Source organism: Orrella marina (assembly GCF_003058465.1).
Lineage (GTDB): Bacteria > Pseudomonadota > Gammaproteobacteria > Burkholderiales > Burkholderiaceae_B > Algicoccus > Algicoccus marinus.
In genome coordinates, this window is record NZ_CP028901.1 from 1482649 (window position 1) to 1500007 (window position 17359).

Consider the following 17359-nt stretch of genomic DNA (forward strand, 5'->3'; position numbering starts at 1 on the left):
AGACATCAGGCCACCCATGCAGACCGGACAATATTACTAAATTTTGCTTGTTAAGCGACAATAGCCTGACAGATGTAAACGTATTGGAGAGAAGACACGATGTTGCCACCATTCAAAGGACAGTTCGCAGCCTTCTGGGCTGCTCTGGTACTTTCAGCGATCACAATTCTGCTGGCCCTGTTTGTAAGTGTCGCGTGGTGGGTGATCGCAGTTCCCTTTTCAATCCTGCTACTACTCGGTTTTTACGATCTGCAGCAGACCCGTCACGCCGTGCGTCGCAACTATCCTATTCTGGGCAATCTGCGGTATTTCTTCGAATCTATCCGGCCGGAATTACGCCAGTATTTCTTTGAAGATGACAGCACCGAAACACCATTCTCGCGTGACACCCGTTCGCTGGTGTACCAGCGAGCCAAGAAGCAGATTGACAAGCGGCCGTTTGGTACCAAGATGGACGTCTATGGTGATCGCTACGAGTGGATCAACCATTCGATGGTGCCTGCTCATGTGGAAGACACCGATTTCCGGATCCAGGTAGGTGGCAAGGAGTGCACCCAGCCTTGCAGTCTTTCCGTGCTGAACATCTCCGCCATGAGTTTTGGAGCACTCTCCGCCAACGCGATTCTGGCACTCAATGCCGGCGCCAAGATGGGCAAGTTCGCGCACGACACAGGAGAAGGTGGAATTAGCACCTATCACTTGCGTAACGGCGGAGACCTGATCTGGAACATCGGTTCGGGTTACTTCGGTTGCAGAGATGAGGATGGCAACTTTTCGGAGGAAGCCTTTGTGGCCAACGCCACCCGGCCAGAAGTAAAAATGATCGAAATCAAGCTTTCTCAAGGCGCTAAACCAGGTCACGGAGGTATTCTTCCGGGAAGCAAGGTGACGCCCGAGATTGCGCAGGCACGAGGTGTGCCTGTCGGCAAGGACTGCAACTCTCCAGCCGCTCACAGTGCCTTTGACTCACCGATCACACTACTCGAATTTGTGGCAAAGCTACGTAGGCTCTCCGGAGGCAAACCGGTTGGTTTCAAGCTCTGCATCGGTCATCCATGGGAATGGTTTGCAATCGCCAAGGCTATGATGAAGACTGGCATAAAGCCAGACTTCATCGTGGTCGACGGAGCGGAGGGTGGCACGGGTGCGGCCCCGGTCGAGCTCATCAACCACGTCGGCACGCCTTTGCGCGAAGCCATCCGTCTGATTCATAACACTCTGGTGGGACTGAACATCAGGGATGAGATCAGGATTGGCGCATCTGGCAAGATCGTTTCCGCATTTGACATGGCCCGAGTGATGGCCCTCGGAGCAGACTGGTGCAATAGCGCGCGTGCATTCATGTTCGCGGTCGGATGCATCCAGGCTCAGTCCTGTCACACCGGACGTTGCCCGACGGGTGTCGCCACACAGGACCCGGTTCGTCAGAAAGCACTGGTCGTTGGTGACAAAGCGCCTCGGGTGGCCAATTTCCACGAAAACACGCTGGCAGCGCTAGGCGAACTGATTGGCACGGCGGGCATTGCTCACCCGTCCGATCTGAAGGTCCACCACATCGCCTGTCGAATTTCTTCGAGCCACGTCACGCTTTACTCGACGATCTTCCCGGAAATGGAGCCTGGACAGCTTTTGAGAGAAGATCTGCGCACTCGTGTGTTCAAGTTTGGCTGGCCGATTGCCAGCCCGGACAGCTTCACAGTCGATGCCGATCTTGCGCAGAAGCTTGGGGAAATGAACCCATCCCAGTCGCCACCCTCTATGAATTCGGGATTCACCCCGATCGTCTAGCCACGAGCAGGTCCTGTCACCTCAATCCGGTCGTTTGGCACCAGTATCAGACAAACTGGAGTGCAGGACCACCTGCAGCAGACCGGATCGAAAGTGCCGAACTGAAACACCTGATCTGACTTACCTGTTGCGCCCGACGATGCCCCGGGGTATGTTCCATTACAGACAGAAGAACTACGATCAAGTCTAAAGGGAATATTCTTGGAACCCCTTCAGGGCCTTTCAGTGCTGTCGGTGCCCGGTTTTCTTTCTCGCAGATGGAGTTGATCTGAAGGGAACGATCCTCGATGGAGATGTGCATGATCGCCAACAATCGCTCAAGGCTGCTGTCGTGTGTGCCATGGCTGCAGCGCCAGCCTCAACTGTTTCTGCGTTGTGCTCTGAGTGTTTTGGTGCTGGGAGTGATTTCCTTGCCCATTTCAGCACAGGGTCTGGGTTCAGCGTCTGCAAGCACAGGGCAGTCGCGCGCCCAGAGTGGCTTTTACCTGGGTGTACTAGGGGGAACAGGATCACTTGCTGATACGTCGCTGCAACAACGCGGCGGCGTGTATCTCACGTCCAGGCGAATACTTCCGATTGATGCACAAGGTTCAACTGGCCACACGGGTGTCTGGCTTACCGGGATCCAGGCCGGGTACGAAGGCAACCCAGTTGGGTTATCTGGCCAGGACTGGGCGCTCAGACCTGCGCTTGAAGCTGAAGGTATTCTGATCGGTCAGCACTCTCCTGTTGGCAACATGCCCATCATGCCGCGCTTCCTGGGCACCCAGTACGTGAAGATGCCCATGACGGCACAATTGCTGATGGCCAACGCCGTCCTGACCATTCGGACGCCCTACTCTGATACTGTATTTCCCTATATTGGAGCGGGGGCTGGTGCTGCCTTCATATCGATCTCCGGTGCTGATTCCGCCAATCCGTCCGAACCAGGTATCAACCACTTCAATTCCGACCCTAATGCCCGTGCAACCGCTTTTGCAGCTCAGTTCAAGGTTGGATTGCGGGCTCAACTTCAGAGCAATCTGGCCTGGTTCGCAGAATACCGGCTGATTTCAATTAATCCGACAAGCTACACCTTCGGTTCTACGGTTTACCCCGGCGCTCATCTTCCGACCAAGCCATGGAGCGTGAATATGGGACGCCTGAACTACAACCTGTTCGTGACCGGATTGCAGTATCGATTCTGATGCCATCAAGGCGCCTCGTCCTATGGTAACTGCGGATATGCTTAGCGAACTGACTCAGAGTATGCTTGCAAACCGGCTTGTGCAGAACACCTCCTCTGGCATGTTTTTGTGCGATTACTGGACATCATCACCCAACACTGACCGAAAGACATGAACCTCGTATTCCACGTACCCGACCTGGCTGTTCAACCAAATTGCTCACCCGAGCAGACCAGGGACATACGACATGGATGACAGTGCACACCCGGGAGCCCGAGAAGCACACCCATCTGCATCGAGAAACCGGATCGAGGATTACGTCGGTGCTGCGGTGATGGCCGCCCTGGCCCTGATCACGTTTGGCAATGTTCTGGTTCGATACTTCTCCAACCAGTCGTTTGCGTGGACAGAGGAGATTTCGATCTTTCTCATGATCGTGCTGGCAATGGTCGGTGGCTCGGCTGCATTCATCCGCAACAGCCATATCCGCATCGAATTCTTTGCGCAACGCAGTCGGCCTGCCAGACGTGAAGCACTTTCCCGTCTGGCACTGTTTATGGGCATGCTGATGTTCGGCGCACTAGCCATCCTGAGCGCCAGACTGGTCTGGGACGACTACCGTTTCGAGGAAACATCTCCTGCCATTGGTCTGCCACAGTGGTGGTACTCAGTATGGATGCCGATCCTCTCGACGGTGATTTTTTTACGGATTGCGATCCAGGCGTTCCGTCACGGGAAGTCGTCATGACCGGCATTGTCCTGTTCGGGATTTTTGTAGCACTGATGGTGCTTGGAGTACCTATCGGCGTAGCCATGGGCCTGGCAGCGACGGTCGCGATCGGACTGGCCAATATGGATGCCATGTGGTTTGGACTACTGGCGGTTCCCCAGAATTTTTACGCGAGTCTTGGAAAGTATCCTCTGCTAGCGCTGCCGATGTTCGTGCTGGTGGGCACAATCTTCGAGCGATCTGGTGTCGCGGCCCGTCTTGTCAATCTCATGGTGGCTATCCTCGGCCGCGGTCCGGGTATTTTGCCAGTGGTAGCCATTCTGGTCGCCATGATGCTGGGCGGCATCTCGGGCTCCGGCCCTGCGACGGCTGCCGCCGTGGGCGGGGTCATGATTGCTGCTATGACCCGGGCAGGCTATCAACCCTCATTCTCGGCGAGTGTGATTGGTGCGGCATCGGCCATTGACATTTTGATCCCGCCATCAATTGCGTTGATTGTGTACTCGGTGCTGGTGCCGGGCGCGTCCGTACCTGCCATGTTTGCCGGCGGAATGTTACCCGGCATCATGTTCGGTATTGCCCTCATGATTCCTGCATACATCCTGTCACGCAGGCACAAGATGGGATTGTCTGAAAGCCATGAGCCCAGGCCACCACTGGGCAAGAGTTTCAAGGAGGCGGTGTGGGGGCTGGCCGCACCTGTACTGATCCTGGGCGGCATGCGAGCGGGCCTGTTCACCCCCACAGAGGCCGCAGTCGTGGCGGTTTTCTATGGCCTGTTTGTCGGGATGGTGATCTATCGGACGATCCGGCTCAACGACCTGTTTTCCATTTTGCGCGATTCGTCTGAACTGTCAGCGATTATTTTGCTCGTGGTCGGCCTGGCTGGCGTGTTTGCCTACTCCCTGTCTACGCTGGGCATCATTGACCCTGTTACCCGGGCGATTGTCGGTTCCGGTCTAGGTGAGTACGGCATTCTTGTGCTTTTGCTGCTGTTGCTGGTTCTGGTCGGCATGGTCCTGGACGGTGTGTCAATCTTTCTGATCTTTGTACCGCTTCTGATGCCGATCGCCATGCATTTTCAGTGGGACCTGGTCTGGTTCGGTGTCATTCTGACGGTCATGGTAGCCATTGGACAGTTCACTCCACCCATTGCGGTCAACTTGATGGTCTCGTGCAGGATTGCAATGGTCCCACTGGAAAAAACCGTCGGGTGGGTCATGTGGCTGCTGCTAGCCTCATTCCTGGTCCTGCTGCTACTGATCGTATTCCCTGAAATTGTGCTCTGGTTGCCTGATCGACTAGGCTACTGATCAAGGCCAGCCCATATCGGGCGGCTTATGTTTGATGTAAGACTTTTTATAACTCGAAGGAGACAAACTCATGAAGTTCAAGACTATTGCAAAGATGGCGCTGGCAGCCGGCACCATGGCCATGGCAAGCGTGACCTTGGCTCAGAATTACAAGGACGAGTATCGTCTTTCTCTCGTAGTTGGCACAGCCTTTCCCTGGGGAAAGGGTGGCGAGATCTGGGCTGACATGGTTCGCGAACGTACCGATGGCCGCATAAATATCAAACTTTACCCGGGCGTTTCACTCGTACAAGGCGATCAGACACGCGAATTCTCCGCCATCCGCCAAGGTGTTATCGACATGGCTGTCGGATCAACGATCAACTGGTCACCGCAAGTCAAAGAACTCAACATCTTCTCGATGCCCTTTCTGACAACAACCTACGCTGGTACCGATGCCATCATCAACAGCGAGATTGGCAAAACCTTGTTCGATGCCATCGACAAACGTGGCGTACTGCCACTGGCCTGGGGCGAGAACGGCTTCCGCCAGCTCAGCAACTCCAAGCGGATCATCAGCATGCCTGACGATCTTAAAGGCATGAAGATTCGCGTCGTTGGTTCCCCACTGTTTATCGACACATTCACTGCACTGGGTGCCAACCCGACCCAGATGAGCTGGGCAGATGCACAGCCAGCACTGGCAAGTGGTGCGGTGGATGGTCAGGAGAATCCGTTGTCAATCTTCATCGCAGCCAAAATGCAGACACTGGACCAGAAGTACATCACCATGTGGAATTACATGAATGATCCCCTGATCTATGTCGTCAACAAGGATGTATGGGCATCCTGGACGCCGCAAGACCGGGAGATCGTCAAGCAGGCTGCGATCGACGCTGGCAAACAGCAAATTGAACTGGCCCGTAAAGGACTGATCGAACCCGGAGAGCCCATGGTCAAGCAGATCATTGACTCAGGTGTGGGTGTGAGCTATCTGACAGATGAGCAGCTAGCCGCATTCAAGAAGGCCGTACAGCCAGTCTATGACAAGTGGAAGAAGCAGATTGGACCGGACCTGGTCGAGAAGGCTGAAAAGGCGGTCGCCTCCACGCGCTGATATCTTGAATGCCGAAAGGTCAAAAAAAACAGATAGTAACAGGCACTAGTGAACGCTCCCACGCATCAGCGGGGTTTCACTCTCCTCGCCCTGAGAAGCGATAATCTTCCACAGAGTCGAGCGGGTGACAGGCGTTTTCGGGCCAGAGCGGGCACTTCTGCCCGTCTCTGGCGCAGGTCCATTTCTGCCCTTGCGTTCTTGAACACGACCGCTTGGCGTAATGTGAGCTGACCTCGTTTGACCAGAGTCTGGACATGCACACTGGGCCGCACAAAATGCGGCCCAGTGTGTTCTTTCTGCCTGAAAAGCGGTGTTGTAGCAAAACAATCGCCCTGACCGGACTCAATCATTTCGCTTGCGATTTGATTCAGGTCGCCTCGAGCACTGCCTTGAGAAACTGCTGGGTGCGGGGGTTTTTCGGATTGTCAAAGAAAACATCGGCAGGCCCCTGTTCCTCGATTCTTCCACTATCGAAGAAACAGACGCGATCCGCAAACTCCTTGGCAAACCCCATCTGATGGGTCACCATCAGCATGGTCAGATTATATTGCTCACCCAGCTTGCGTATGACCTGCAGTACTTCCCCGCATAGTTCCGGATCGAGTGCGGACGTCACTTCGTCAAACAGCATCACTTTGGGGCGCATGGCCAGTGCCCGCGCAATTGCCACACGCTGTTGCTGACCACCTGAGAGTTGTGCGGGGTAGTGTTCATTTTTGTCTCCCAACCCGACCATCTCCAGCAGTTCGACCGCACGCTCCCTGGCTTCGGGCTTGGACAAGCCCAGCACACTGACCGGTGCCTGCATGCAGTTCTGTAGCGCTGACATATGAGGAAACAGATTGAAGTGCTGGAACACCATGCCGATAGATGCTCGCATGCGGCGCAGGTGTGCACGATCAGCAGACACCAGACGCTCACCCTGTTTCATGTGTGTGAGCGGCTCACCATCAACATAGATCACACCGCCATTAATGCGCTCAAGGGTCATCAGCATCCGCAGCACAGTCGTCTTGCCAGACCCGGAGGGGCCAATAATGGCCACCTTCTCATTGGCTGCGATCTTGAGTTCCAGCTCATCAAGCACCACCAGATCGCCATAGCGTTTGGTGACTTTCTCGAAATGAATCATGGTCTGCGAATCAGAAAAATCCCTTGAAACAGAAGTCTCACCCTGTTGCAACTCACTCATCTTCTTGCTCCGTGACGGGCGCTGAGGCGGGCCTCGAGTCGACGCACAAAATACGCTGATATCAGGCTGAACACCAGAAAGAACACACCTACAATCGTGATAGGTTCCGTGTACTGAAAGCTCTCTGACCCCAGAATCTTGGCGGTCTGCATCAGTTCAAGCACGGCAATTGCTGATAAAAGTGGAGTTTCCTTGAACAAGGCCACCAGATAATTACCGAGTGCGGGAACAATGGGCGGAATCGCCTGAGGAAGAATGATGTCCTTGAAGGTGGTCACAGGAGACAGATTCAGCGCAATACTGGCCTCCCACTGCCCCTTTGACACGTTCTCCAGACCTGACCGATAAACCTCTGCACAGTAGGCGCCATAATGCAGGCCAAGCGCCAGGATACCGGTCAACAGCGCATCCATCTGAACGCCAAACTGCGGCATGACATAGAACAAAAAAAAGATCTGGATGAGAAGAGGTGTCGAACGAACGAACTCCACAATGCCCGTTGCCAGCATGCGTAAGGGCATGGGCCCCACCATACGACCAACAGCCAATATCAGTCCGATCACCAATGCGAGAAGAAACCCGAGTATGGTTGCCTGCACCGTGATAATGGCCGCCTCACCTAATACAGGCAAGACCTCCCACGCGTACTCCCAGTCCCACACCTGACCACCCATCAACTCACTCTCCCGCGTCCTAGACCACGTGCTGCACGGCGCTCAAGTGCACGCATACCTAGGGTGATCAGCAGAGAGATCGCCAGATACGCCAGGAGCACAGTTGTAAAGATCTCGATTGTCCGCAACGTGTTCTGATTCAGTTGCTGCGCCTTGAATGCAAGATCCGACAGCGTGATCAGCGATACGAGTGCCGTAGCCTTGAGCAATTCGATAAAGAGGTTACCCCAAGGTGGAATCATGGCAACCAGTGCTTGCGGCAGGATCACACGGACCAGCGTCTGGACTCGCGTCATGTTCAGCGCTACACACGCTTCCCACTGCCCCCTGGGAACAGATCCAATTGAGCCTCGGACAACCTCCGCGCCATAAGCACCAACGTTCAGACCCAAGGCAAAAATGCCAACCTCCATCGCACCCAGTGTGATACCGAAGTACGGCAGAACATAAAACAGCCAGAAGAGCTGTACCAGTGCAGACGTACCCCGGAAAGTCTCAATATAGGCGACGCTGAGCCATCGTATCGGCAAAGGCCCGTACATCTTGCCCATCGCAGCGATGACAGCAGCGACGACCGCAACGACAGAACCACCTGCGGTGATCTGTATTGTCACCCAGGCACCGCGCAAGAGTTCAGGCACAAAATCACCAATGCTGGTGAGAGACGCGATCACCAAACCGAGCGTGAAACTCAGAATGGCGATCACGACCAGCCACGTCATCTGCTGCCTCATGAGGGCATCCCGTCAAGCAGCGTCATCGGATCGGGACATTGCTGCTGCCTGTGATCAGTCACCGGCACAGTGTTGCTCTGCCGTCATCTCTGGCATGTTGGACTCATCAAAGCCAAACACGGCGATCGCTTCCAGATGCTCTGGGGTACCAAGGTAGGCCTCAAGTTTCTCGTTGACAGCATCACGCAGCGCTGTATCTTCCGGACGGAACCCGAACGAACCTTCGCCGCGATAGCTCTTGCCATCGTGCTCAAAAGTGAACGGTTTGGCACGCATTACCGCATCATCCTTCTCGGCAAGATCTTTGGCCGTCATTGCCGTAAATGCACCTGCCGAGGCACGTCCGGACTTGACTGCCGCAATTGCGGCCGCGAAATCGGGGACGATCAACATCTGATCGCGACTCATACCAGCCATTCGGGCGTGTTCGACCTCTGCCGTACCCGCGATGAACGCAATCTTCTTGTTTTTCTCGACGGCATCCTGATAGGTGTTGATTCCATCCGGATTGTCAGTCTTGACCACGAACGCCTCACCCACCCCGTAGGTCGGATTGGCAAAAATGACCTGCTTGCAGCGAGTCGGTGTGATGTACATGGAAGCCACAATCGCATCGAAGCGACCTGCTCTGAGACCTGGGATCAAGGCTCCCCACTCCGTCAGCACGGCATCGACCTCGTCCACACCAAGCTCCTTCATGACATGACGGAACACGGTCGGTGACTCACCCGTGAATTTGCCGGAGCTGTCGGCGTAGGCATACGGTGCCTCATTCGCAAAACCGACCCGGATAAAGCCCTGTTCACGGACTTTATCCAGGGTATTCTGTGCATAGGCCAGGCCGGAGCCTGCGAGCATCGCCAGCCCCATTGTCCAGCCGACTAATTTCTTGAATGGTTGTGATGATTGCATGCTTGTTCTCCTCAGAATGGCTGCTTGTGAAGAAGACTCGCTCTAAACGAGAGGACTTCTGTCTTGTGGTTATCTTGATGGTTACGGATCTCGACCAAACATCTCTGCCCGGTGTCCGGTCCGCTTCACCAAGACTGCGTTGGGTATCAACGCAGTCGGTACCGCATCAATACCTGGCCAGCATGCGGGCCGACATGAAGTTCTGACGCTCGCCGATGAAGTTTGGTCTGGGACTCAGACCACAATATGGCGAGACAGGTTTATTCTCGAGACTGTTAAACACAATAAACAGGTTACTGCGAGGCAACGGAGTGATGTTGGAATTAGACCCATGCATAACGTTGCATTCAAAGAACGTCACCGATCCCACCGGTCCGACAGGAGCCTCTATGCCGAAATCCTGAACCATACGGGTCAAGCTCTCATCATCGGGTACACCAAGCTCCTGGCGACGCAAGGAACTCTTGTAATGATCATCAGGCGTTTGCCCGACGCAGGCAACAAACCGATGGTGGGATCCTGGAATCAGCATCAAAGGGCCATTGTGCGGCGTGTTATCAGTCAGGCTGATCGAGCAGCTGACTGTTCGCATGGCTGGCACGCCGTCCTCGACGTGCCAGGTCTCAAAATCCGAGTGCCAGTAAAACTCTTTTCCGCGGAATCCACCCTTGTAATTAATGCGTGACTGGTGAATGTAGACTTCACTGCCGAGCAACTGCTCGGCAATTCCGACGAGTTTCCGATGTCCGCACAACTTTCGCATGACATCACTGATCTCGTGCACGGCAAAGATCGAACGCAGATCACGACTGTCTGGCTCGATCACCGCTTCTTCCCGGACCTTGATTGACTCGTCCGAGCGCATACGTTGCAACTCGGCGACGCAGGTTTCAATCTCCTGCGATGACAGCAATGACTCAAAATGCAGGAACCCGTTATCTTGGTAAAAATCCAGGGTTTTCTGATCCAGTGGTCCCATGGCTGCGGAGCCATAGACCACGGGATCAAGTCGGGCACTCACCTTGGGCTCCAGACCGACCCGGGATGGATAACGATCTGCACTGGGCTGTTCCTGCTTTAAAGCCGTTTCTGACATCTCTGTCCTCCTCATTCACTCAATGCGTAGGCTCCAGTCTCGTCGTGCACTTCACGACCCGTCAGCGGTGGGTTAAAAACGCAAACCATCCGCATATGGGTACCGCGATTGGCACGCAAAAAATGGCGATCATGATTGTTCAGAACATAAAGGGTTCCGGGACGAATTGGATGCACCTTGCCAGTGGCTGCTTCTTCGATCTCGCCCTCACCTTCGATGCAGTAAACCGTCTCGAAGTGGTTGCGGTACTCCATCTCCAGTTCGGCACCTGGTTTGATGATGGTGTCGTTGACGGAGTAACCGACACCTGCATCCTTGAAGATCAGGCGACGGCTGTTCCAGCCTTCGGTATCCACATCATCTTTGGTTCCGATCACATCATCAAGGTGTTTGACTATCATGAATGCTATTCCTTTGTGCTGGCAGGCTCTGCCTCTCGGCAATGCCTGCGGGTTGATTCTTCTGGTAAACGTTGGCGAACCCTTATTCGGTCTCGGCAACTTCCTTGTTCATGACCGCCGCTGCGCTCTCGGAGATGATATCCAGCCCTTTCTGGAGGTCTTCGTCCTCGATCGTGAGGCTGGGCAGAAGCTTGAGAACCTGGTCATCAATGCCAGCTGTCTCGATGATCAAACTACGCTCGAAGCAAGCGGCCGAGATCTTGCCTGCTATCTCGCGATCCTCGAACTCAACCCCCCAGATCAGGCCACGGCCACGAACGCTGGCAGTAACACCAAGTTCATCGACCATTTCCTGCAGATGCTTGCGAACAATCTTTTCCTTGCGACGTACGTCCTTCTCGAACGAATCGTCCTGCCAGAAGTCGAGTGCAGCCGTCGCGGTGACAAATGCCGGGCAGTGACCGCGGAAAGTACCGTTATGCTCACCTGGAGCCCACACATCAAGCTCAGGCTTGAACAGCACCAGTGCGAGCGGCAATCCATAGCCGGACAATGATTTCGACAATGTCACGATATCAGGCTTGATACCTGCATCTTCGAAACTGAAGAAGGCACCGGTACGTCCGCATCCGACCTGGATGTCGTCAATAATCAGCAAGATGCCATGCTTTTCTGTGACTTCGCGAAGGCGTCTGAGCCATTCGTTAGACGCAACGTTCACGCCACCTTCGGCCTGAACCGTTTCAAGAATGACGGCCGCAGGGATATCCATGCCACTGCCATTGTCGATCAACATCGCTTCCAGATACTCGAGCGTGTCGACGTCGTCACCAAGATAGCCTTCAAAAGGAACCGCCGAGGTGTGGTGCAGCGGCACCCCTGCGCCAGCGCGCTTGAAGCCATTGCCTGTCACCGACAGCGCACCAAGGGTCATGCCGTGAAATGCGTTGGTGAAGTTCACGATGGTCTGACGACCTGTGACCTTACGAGCCAGTTTCAGTGCAGCTTCAACCGCATTCGTACCCGTTGGGCCGGGGAACTGGTATTTGTAGTCCAGTCCGCGAGGCTTGAGGACCACATCATTGAAGCGCTGGATGAAGCGCTGCTTGGCTTCGCTATACATGTCCAGTGTGTGGGTGATGCCGTCGCCCAGCAAATAACGGATCAAGGGTTGCTTGATTCGCTCAGGATTGTGGCCGTAGTTCAAAACGCCAGCACCTGCGAAGAAGTCCAGATAACGCTGGCCTCCCGTATCGGTCATCCAGGCGCCTTTCGCTGAGGAAAAGACAGCCGGAAAAGTACGGCAGTAACCGCGAACTTCGGATTCATATTGTTCAAATATATTCATGGGGTTTTACCTCCAGTTGGGCCACGCGAGGCTGATCTTCAGAATGTTGACCTACCGGTCAGCGTGACGGATTCATATACGGGCGGGCTCGTGTCTGATGCGTCAAGATGCCCAAAAAGCAAATTTTTCTTACTCACACGCGTACACGAGCTGACTGCATGCTTTCTTCCGCATCCTGTTCACGACTCCTGTCGACAGGACCAATGCGATACAAAGGTTCCGGGGCATGTCCCGGCTCCAGCAAACTCTCGGTAAAATGCGGCTTGACGTCACAATTGACGTTCAGCCTGCGGGCAAGACTCCTGAACAGTCGATCCGACGGCTCATTGTCCGTTGCAACGGTTGCAGTGACGTAGCGCACCGCCCTGTTGGCAGGTAGTTGCAACCATTGCATTAGCAAACGAGAGGCCACGCCCAGACCACGCCAGTCTGGATGGACGCCGATCTGCCAGCAAAAGGCAGTGTCTGTTTCCTTGGGTGGGTGGTAGCCGACAATCACGCCGACGGGTTTCCCTTCGTACTCGGCAATCAGGCAGGTCTGCGCAAAATCACTGCAGAAGATGAGATAGAAATAGGCTGTATTGGCCTCAAGTGTTCCGCTTGCCTGAACCAGTTTCCAGACAGCAATCCCATCCTCGGGTCTTGCACAGCGGTACTGCAAAGCTTCGACGTTCTGTTGATACGATGTCTCTGTTTCGTTCATGCGTCCGTTGTATCCCCGATGTCTGGGCCCGGATGCAAATAACCTTCCGGGCTTGCTCACCTGACCGACTCCAAGCGTTCGGCCGACATGTGCTTCTGCCAAAACAGAAGCGACTGCGGACTGCCTGACCAGCATTCAGTCCAGAGATCTTTTGGATCGATGTCCTGATCCGAAAGAAAAGTGTGTCGCAGTGATCTGCTTGTCTGTTGCACTGACGTTCCCGCTGGTCGGCTGTCAGGCTTGCTGCGACGTTTTTTAGGTTAACCACAGAATCTGATGCACGCAAACCCAGCATATATTTTGTGATCACAAATAATATATTTTGTGATCAATCAAGACAGATTAATGACACGGCGAAGCCAGCGAGTCCGGGCATGAGCAGAAGCATACTGACAAACTCCCGACAGCCAGAACCGGCAGACCAGCACCAGCGGAAATGGTGATGAACGCGTGAGAAATCTGACCGTCACAACAAGACGCCTATGCATCAACCCGGTCGTCGTTTCGTGATTTGTCAGGCTTCAACCTGCTCGACTCATGACCGAGGAGGCTGCATCGTCCTACAATGCAACCGTAACAAGAGACTTTGTCATATGAGCTATTCGTACAGACCTTTCTTTCGAATGCCTTGCGCAGATCTTTCATGCACAAACCAATCAACCTTCTACTACCCCCGATCCTGACCAGTTGACGATGGCCGCTTCACCTGCACCTGCCTCCCCGAACTCTGCACGCAAATCCGGACACTCGCCCCTCTCACACACGGGCTCGGTTACCAGCCAGCGCAAGACCGTTGCGGACGATGTCTATCTGGAATTGCGGTCGCGACTAATTGCAGGTGCCTATCTGCCTGCACAAAAGCTCACGTTACGCGCACTCGCCCAGGAGTTCGGCACCAGCATGATGCCTGTGCGTGACGCGGTCAGACGCTTGAGCGCTCAAGGCGGGCTGCAAATCAATGCCAATCGGACCATCCAGGTCAACGCCCCTTCAAGCGAAGAATTTGAGGAAATGCTCAAGATCCGGACGGCGCTCGAAGGACTGGCATGTGAGAATGCGGTCAAGCGGATGCGTGACACCGAGATCACCAGAATCCGGCAGATCGAGCAACGCTTCGAACGAGAGACCTTGAGACTACGCCCCAATCCGGAAGTCCTGTCCAAGATCAATCGGGACTTTCATTTCGGGATCTATCGAGCGAGCAAAATGCCTCAATTGATCAACCTCATCGAGAATCTCTGGGTTCAGGTCTCTCCTGTGCTTTCTCTGGCGATCCGATACACAGCGCAAGGCCTGACACTCAGGGACGCACAACGCCACCATACCCGACTGGTCGAGAGTATCAACAAGCGCGATTCTATACGTGCGCGTCAGGCGCTGATTGCCGATATCCGGGAAGCGGGCGAGTTGATCCTGCGATCGGGATTGCTACGCCAGTATGATCGAACCTCCTCTTTTGAGGGATCGAATCCCTCAACAGCAAGACGGCACAAGCTACGTTAACAGTGACGGGTAAGCCCACCCGCCGCAACCCTACTTTTTAGGATCGAAGGATATCCCGGGAATCTTGAACTGGGCGAGCGATGGGGAACGATAGGCGTATTCAGACTGACGCAGAACGTTCGGCGCATAACCGAACATCTTCTTGAATGCCGCACTGAAATTGCTGAGCTGGCTATATCCCATTCGGTCTGCGAGTTCTGTCAAGGGAATATCGGTCTGCTGGATCATCTCATGTGCAAGGGCCAAGCGTTGTTCGCGCATCATACGTGCCGCCGGCATGCCGGTTTCACGCACCAGAATATTGTGAATCGTCCTGCTTGATACACCAAAGGCTCGCGCCAGGTCCTCAAGCGTTACACACTCACGGTAGTGTTGACGGATAAATTGCCGAATCTGTTGCGCGTTGATCGGACCCTTTCTGGCTGCAACTGGCTTTCCTCTTGAGAGGAAGTACATGGCCAGACCACTTAGAAACTCCAGCGCTCGTGCGTGAGCGCGTAGCTTTCTGACCGAGAATGGCAAATCCTCTTCAAGACAATACCGAAGAGGGCTCAACACTGAACGGCCAAGATCATGAGTAGAGCCCTGCGCGCGCTCGACTGTCGCGCACAGTTCACTGGCTGCATCAAAACCCAGCAATTCACCCAGTGCACTCAGACTAACCCCCAGATGGAGCGACTCCACCGGTGCGTCAGTATGGACCGCTGTAATGAACTCGGCGTAGCTCGAAACGCAGACGTAGGCGTTCTGCTCATCAATAGCAAAGTCACGCCTGACCAGAGTGTCTCGCCGAACAGCTCTTCCGCCAAGCGAGCAGTGAACCTGAAGCACTGGCTCCGTGAAATCGATACGGGCGCGACAGTAGTCGATACATTCAGGGGATCGCACAGAGGAATCGAACTGAACCTTGGATCGGTGCAAGGTGATGCCACCATGAAGCTTCAGACTTGTAAACCCAGCTCGTCCATGGGAGAGCGGGTACTGGTACCACTCGATATCACCGTGAAGATAGTCATCATCCGCAAGCCGGTTAACGGGTTGCTCTGCCTTGGCGAGCAGATCGATCATCAAAGATTTGAATGGCGCGTGCATGTGGATGTTCGGTCTTACTGTCGATGGTTACACGTTATTGAAGACTTGCAAGCTCTGAGTGTCCGGGCGCACCACCACCCGTGTCCGAGCACAGCAACAACCAACCCACACATATGGGATCAGTGCAAGGACTACGTTGAAAGCAATTCCAACTTTCTGTACATCTGAACACACTCGATACCTGACGTTAACACTTTGTTGCGGTTTACGAAACAACGGAAAATTTGCAAATCCCGGCCTGTTGTGGAGCGCACGGAGCATTTTTCTTTTTCGCCCGCAAAGCCCTTTCAAAAAAGCCCTCTCAAAAGCCAGGACAAAAATCAAACCGCCCGCTTGACCCCCTCCTGTCCAGTCGGGTGCGCGTATCGTCTTAGTTTATGACTTCCTACTCACTCAACGAGAGATTCTGTGAGCGATTCGTGTTGCGCGCACATCGAACTGTCTTTCCGATCTGCATAATTTCGTTCAAAGTCTCATATGAAAATAAACATATTTTTAGGGAATGCGAGCGCATTGAATGCAACTGGATATCGGTCCAGCACATTCGAAGGGAAACCCCTCACCCAAAAGAATGAACCAGAGAGCCTCGTCAACCGTCTGGCCCGAAGCCATTGATCCGAGTGAACGCCGGATCGACTTCGGCCGTGACATGGCAGAGCGCGTCAAGATGAGGACCAGGGATTCAGTCTTACAGCTTTAGAAATAGTTTGACTCGAACACCCGAGGCATCCTGAGTCACCCCGGGAAATGGCAGGAGAACGGGGGAAGGAGAATGTGCCGCAGCCTTTCCGGAATCAATAAACAAATTCACAATCTCACCATCAATATAAATTAAATTTAGACTTGTTTTGCACCTACTTTGTACTTTATGCATACGCCGGCCACTCAGAGCACCCTCGAAGACTCACCGTTTGCAACCTGAACACAGGAGAGAAGGCCCCAAGGGCGTAGTAACAATCCCCCGGCTTTGCTGGAGCTTGTCACTGCCCGGGATTCGCATGGCGCCTTTCGCCCACTAAGTTTGCTCTGGTTTGAGCGCCCTCTTCCTTCGGTGAAGCGACCCCACATTCGTCCATTTCTCTAGCGGAGCTATTCCGATTTGCACAAATAACTTCAGGAATTCGTGGCAAGGTAAATTAAATTTTAGGATTTTTATGCAACCCTTCGCACTACATGAGTCTGACCTTCAGCCCGGTAAAGTCGCCTCTTGCGACCATCAAACCGCAGTCGCAGTGCTCCAGAGCCGAATCTTTGAAGGCTTTGCCCACTGGCCAGCAAGCTGAGGAGTATCCAGCCCATTGACCACATAATTGTTTCGTAACCGCACCTGGCGGATCATTTGCCTGACGTTTTTTTCGGAGCAAGGCAAATGATCAGCAAGGAAACTTCACACTGGCAGTTCCATCTCGAGCAGATTGACCAGGAAGGTATCAGCACCAAAGCCTACGCAGCACGCTAGGGGCTGAGTCTTCAGGATTTGTATCAGTGGCGGCACAAACTGAAGCGTCGACGTTCTGACGAGCCAGTCACCCTCACGTTGCTGTCTGGTTCTGCCCTCGTGTGTACGCCTGGAGATGTCAGACCTGCCCAGCATTGGCTGGATCACGGCCC

At 54.1% G+C, this 17359-nt stretch carries 15 protein-coding genes; 6 read left to right on the forward strand and 9 right to left on the reverse strand.

What is annotated here, in order from left to right; all coding sequences use genetic code 11:
* Positions 1 to 99: 99 nt before the first annotated feature.
* The 5 genes from DBV39_RS06625 to DBV39_RS06650 all read left to right on the forward strand — a co-directional run bounded on the left by DBV39_RS06625 (position 100) and on the right by DBV39_RS06650 (position 6093).
* Positions 100 to 1788: an FMN-binding glutamate synthase family protein gene (locus DBV39_RS06625; protein ID WP_108620863.1), complete on the forward strand. Its 1689-nt coding sequence runs from the start codon at positions 100 to 102 to the stop codon at positions 1786 to 1788.
* A gap of 299 nt (positions 1789 to 2087) precedes the next feature.
* Positions 2088 to 2975 carry an outer membrane protein gene (locus DBV39_RS06635; RefSeq protein ID WP_108620865.1) on the forward strand — a complete coding sequence of 296 codons (888 nt, stop codon included), beginning with the start codon at positions 2088 to 2090 and terminating at the stop codon, positions 2973 to 2975.
* A 226-nt stretch (positions 2976 to 3201) separates the two neighbouring features.
* Positions 3202 to 3702: a TRAP transporter small permease gene (locus DBV39_RS06640; protein WP_108620866.1), complete on the forward strand. Its 501-nt coding sequence runs from the start codon at positions 3202 to 3204 to the stop codon at positions 3700 to 3702.
* A complete protein-coding gene (locus DBV39_RS06645; protein ID WP_108620867.1) occupies positions 3699 to 4997 on the forward strand; it encodes a TRAP transporter large permease in 1299 nt (432 codons plus the stop codon). The genes DBV39_RS06640 and DBV39_RS06645 overlap by 4 nt, the downstream gene beginning before the upstream one ends.
* 70 nt (positions 4998 to 5067) lie before the next feature.
* Complete coding sequence (locus DBV39_RS06650; RefSeq protein WP_108620868.1) at positions 5068 to 6093, forward strand: DctP family TRAP transporter solute-binding subunit; 1026 nt, start codon at positions 5068 to 5070, stop codon at positions 6091 to 6093.
* A gap of 367 nt (positions 6094 to 6460) precedes the next feature.
* Here the strand turns inward: DBV39_RS06650 and ehuA are convergent, their stop codons facing one another.
* The 8 genes from ehuA to ectA form a co-directional block, all read right to left on the reverse strand.
* Entirely contained in the window at positions 6461 to 7285 is an 825-nt protein-coding gene (gene ehuA, locus DBV39_RS06655; protein WP_108620869.1) for an ectoine/hydroxyectoine ABC transporter ATP-binding protein EhuA, read from the reverse strand.
* Positions 7282 to 7959 (reverse strand): ectoine/hydroxyectoine ABC transporter permease subunit EhuD, encoded by a 678-nt coding sequence (gene ehuD, locus DBV39_RS06660; protein WP_108620870.1) that lies wholly within the window; start codon positions 7957 to 7959, stop codon positions 7282 to 7284. Before ehuD ends, ehuA begins: the two co-directional genes overlap by 4 nt.
* Positions 7959 to 8681 carry an ectoine/hydroxyectoine ABC transporter permease subunit EhuC gene (gene ehuC / locus DBV39_RS06665; protein WP_108620871.1) on the reverse strand — a complete coding sequence of 241 codons (723 nt, stop codon included), beginning with the start codon at positions 8679 to 8681 and terminating at the stop codon, positions 7959 to 7961. The genes ehuD and ehuC overlap by 1 nt, the downstream gene beginning before the upstream one ends.
* 66 nt (positions 8682 to 8747) lie before the next feature.
* A complete protein-coding gene (gene ehuB / locus DBV39_RS06670) occupies positions 8748 to 9605 on the reverse strand; it encodes an ectoine/hydroxyectoine ABC transporter substrate-binding protein EhuB (protein WP_227870846.1) in 858 nt (285 codons plus the stop codon).
* 166 nt (positions 9606 to 9771) lie between these two features.
* The gene (gene thpD / locus DBV39_RS06675) at positions 9772 to 10701 is read right to left on the reverse strand and encodes an ectoine hydroxylase (RefSeq protein ID WP_108620872.1); all 930 of its coding nucleotides are present in this window, start codon (positions 10699 to 10701) and stop codon (positions 9772 to 9774) included.
* Positions 10702 to 10712: 11 nt separating this feature from the next.
* The gene (locus DBV39_RS06680; RefSeq protein WP_108620873.1) at positions 10713 to 11102 is read right to left on the reverse strand and encodes an ectoine synthase; all 390 of its coding nucleotides are present in this window, start codon (positions 11100 to 11102) and stop codon (positions 10713 to 10715) included.
* 82 nt (positions 11103 to 11184) lie between these two features.
* Positions 11185 to 12450 (reverse strand): diaminobutyrate--2-oxoglutarate transaminase, encoded by a 1266-nt coding sequence (ectB, locus tag DBV39_RS06685; protein WP_108620874.1) that lies wholly within the window; start codon positions 12448 to 12450, stop codon positions 11185 to 11187.
* A gap of 133 nt (positions 12451 to 12583) precedes the next feature.
* A complete protein-coding gene (gene ectA, locus DBV39_RS06690) occupies positions 12584 to 13153 on the reverse strand; it encodes a diaminobutyrate acetyltransferase (protein ID WP_108623146.1) in 570 nt (189 codons plus the stop codon).
* Positions 13154 to 13846: 693 nt separating this feature from the next.
* Here ectA and DBV39_RS06695 point away from each other — a divergent pair.
* Positions 13847 to 14656, forward strand: a complete 810-nt coding sequence (locus tag DBV39_RS06695) for a GntR family transcriptional regulator (protein ID WP_108620875.1) — start codon at positions 13847 to 13849, stop codon at positions 14654 to 14656.
* A gap of 30 nt (positions 14657 to 14686) precedes the next feature.
* Here the strand turns inward: DBV39_RS06695 and DBV39_RS06700 are convergent, their stop codons facing one another.
* The gene (locus tag DBV39_RS06700; protein ID WP_108620876.1) at positions 14687 to 15748 is read right to left on the reverse strand and encodes a helix-turn-helix transcriptional regulator; all 1062 of its coding nucleotides are present in this window, start codon (positions 15746 to 15748) and stop codon (positions 14687 to 14689) included.
* Between the last annotated feature and the right edge of the window lie 1611 nt (positions 15749 to 17359).

What these genes read in the sequence shown, in the direction of transcription:
- ehuD (WP_108620870.1), bottom strand. Translation starts at nt 7,959, where the DNA reads ATGGGTGGTCAGGTGTGGGACTGGGAGTACGCGTGGGAGGTCTTGCCT.
- DBV39_RS06635 (WP_108620865.1), top strand. Translation starts at nt 2,088, where the DNA reads ATGATCGCCAACAATCGCTCAAGGCTGCTGTCGTGTGTGCCATGGCTG.
- thpD (WP_108620872.1), bottom strand. Translation starts at nt 10,701, where the DNA reads ATGTCAGAAACGGCTTTAAAGCAGGAACAGCCCAGTGCAGATCGTTAT.
- ehuC (WP_108620871.1), bottom strand. Translation starts at nt 8,681, where the DNA reads ATGACGTGGCTGGTCGTGATCGCCATTCTGAGTTTCACGCTCGGTTTG.
- DBV39_RS06695 (WP_108620875.1), top strand. Translation starts at nt 13,847, where the DNA reads ATGGCCGCTTCACCTGCACCTGCCTCCCCGAACTCTGCACGCAAATCC.
- DBV39_RS06625 (WP_108620863.1), top strand. Translation starts at nt 100, where the DNA reads ATGTTGCCACCATTCAAAGGACAGTTCGCAGCCTTCTGGGCTGCTCTG.
- ehuB (WP_227870846.1), bottom strand. Translation starts at nt 9,605, where the DNA reads ATGCAATCATCACAACCATTCAAGAAATTAGTCGGCTGGACAATGGGG.
- DBV39_RS06650 (WP_108620868.1), top strand. Translation starts at nt 5,068, where the DNA reads ATGAAGTTCAAGACTATTGCAAAGATGGCGCTGGCAGCCGGCACCATG.
- ehuA (WP_108620869.1), bottom strand. Translation starts at nt 7,285, where the DNA reads ATGAGTGAGTTGCAACAGGGTGAGACTTCTGTTTCAAGGGATTTTTCT.
- ectA (WP_108623146.1), bottom strand. Translation starts at nt 13,153, where the DNA reads ATGAACGAAACAGAGACATCGTATCAACAGAACGTCGAAGCTTTGCAG.
- DBV39_RS06680 (WP_108620873.1), bottom strand. Translation starts at nt 11,102, where the DNA reads ATGATAGTCAAACACCTTGATGATGTGATCGGAACCAAAGATGATGTG.
- DBV39_RS06645 (WP_108620867.1), top strand. Translation starts at nt 3,699, where the DNA reads ATGACCGGCATTGTCCTGTTCGGGATTTTTGTAGCACTGATGGTGCTT.
- DBV39_RS06700 (WP_108620876.1), bottom strand. Translation starts at nt 15,748, where the DNA reads ATGCACGCGCCATTCAAATCTTTGATGATCGATCTGCTCGCCAAGGCA.
- DBV39_RS06640 (WP_108620866.1), top strand. Translation starts at nt 3,202, where the DNA reads ATGGATGACAGTGCACACCCGGGAGCCCGAGAAGCACACCCATCTGCA.
- ectB (WP_108620874.1), bottom strand. Translation starts at nt 12,450, where the DNA reads ATGAATATATTTGAACAATATGAATCCGAAGTTCGCGGTTACTGCCGT.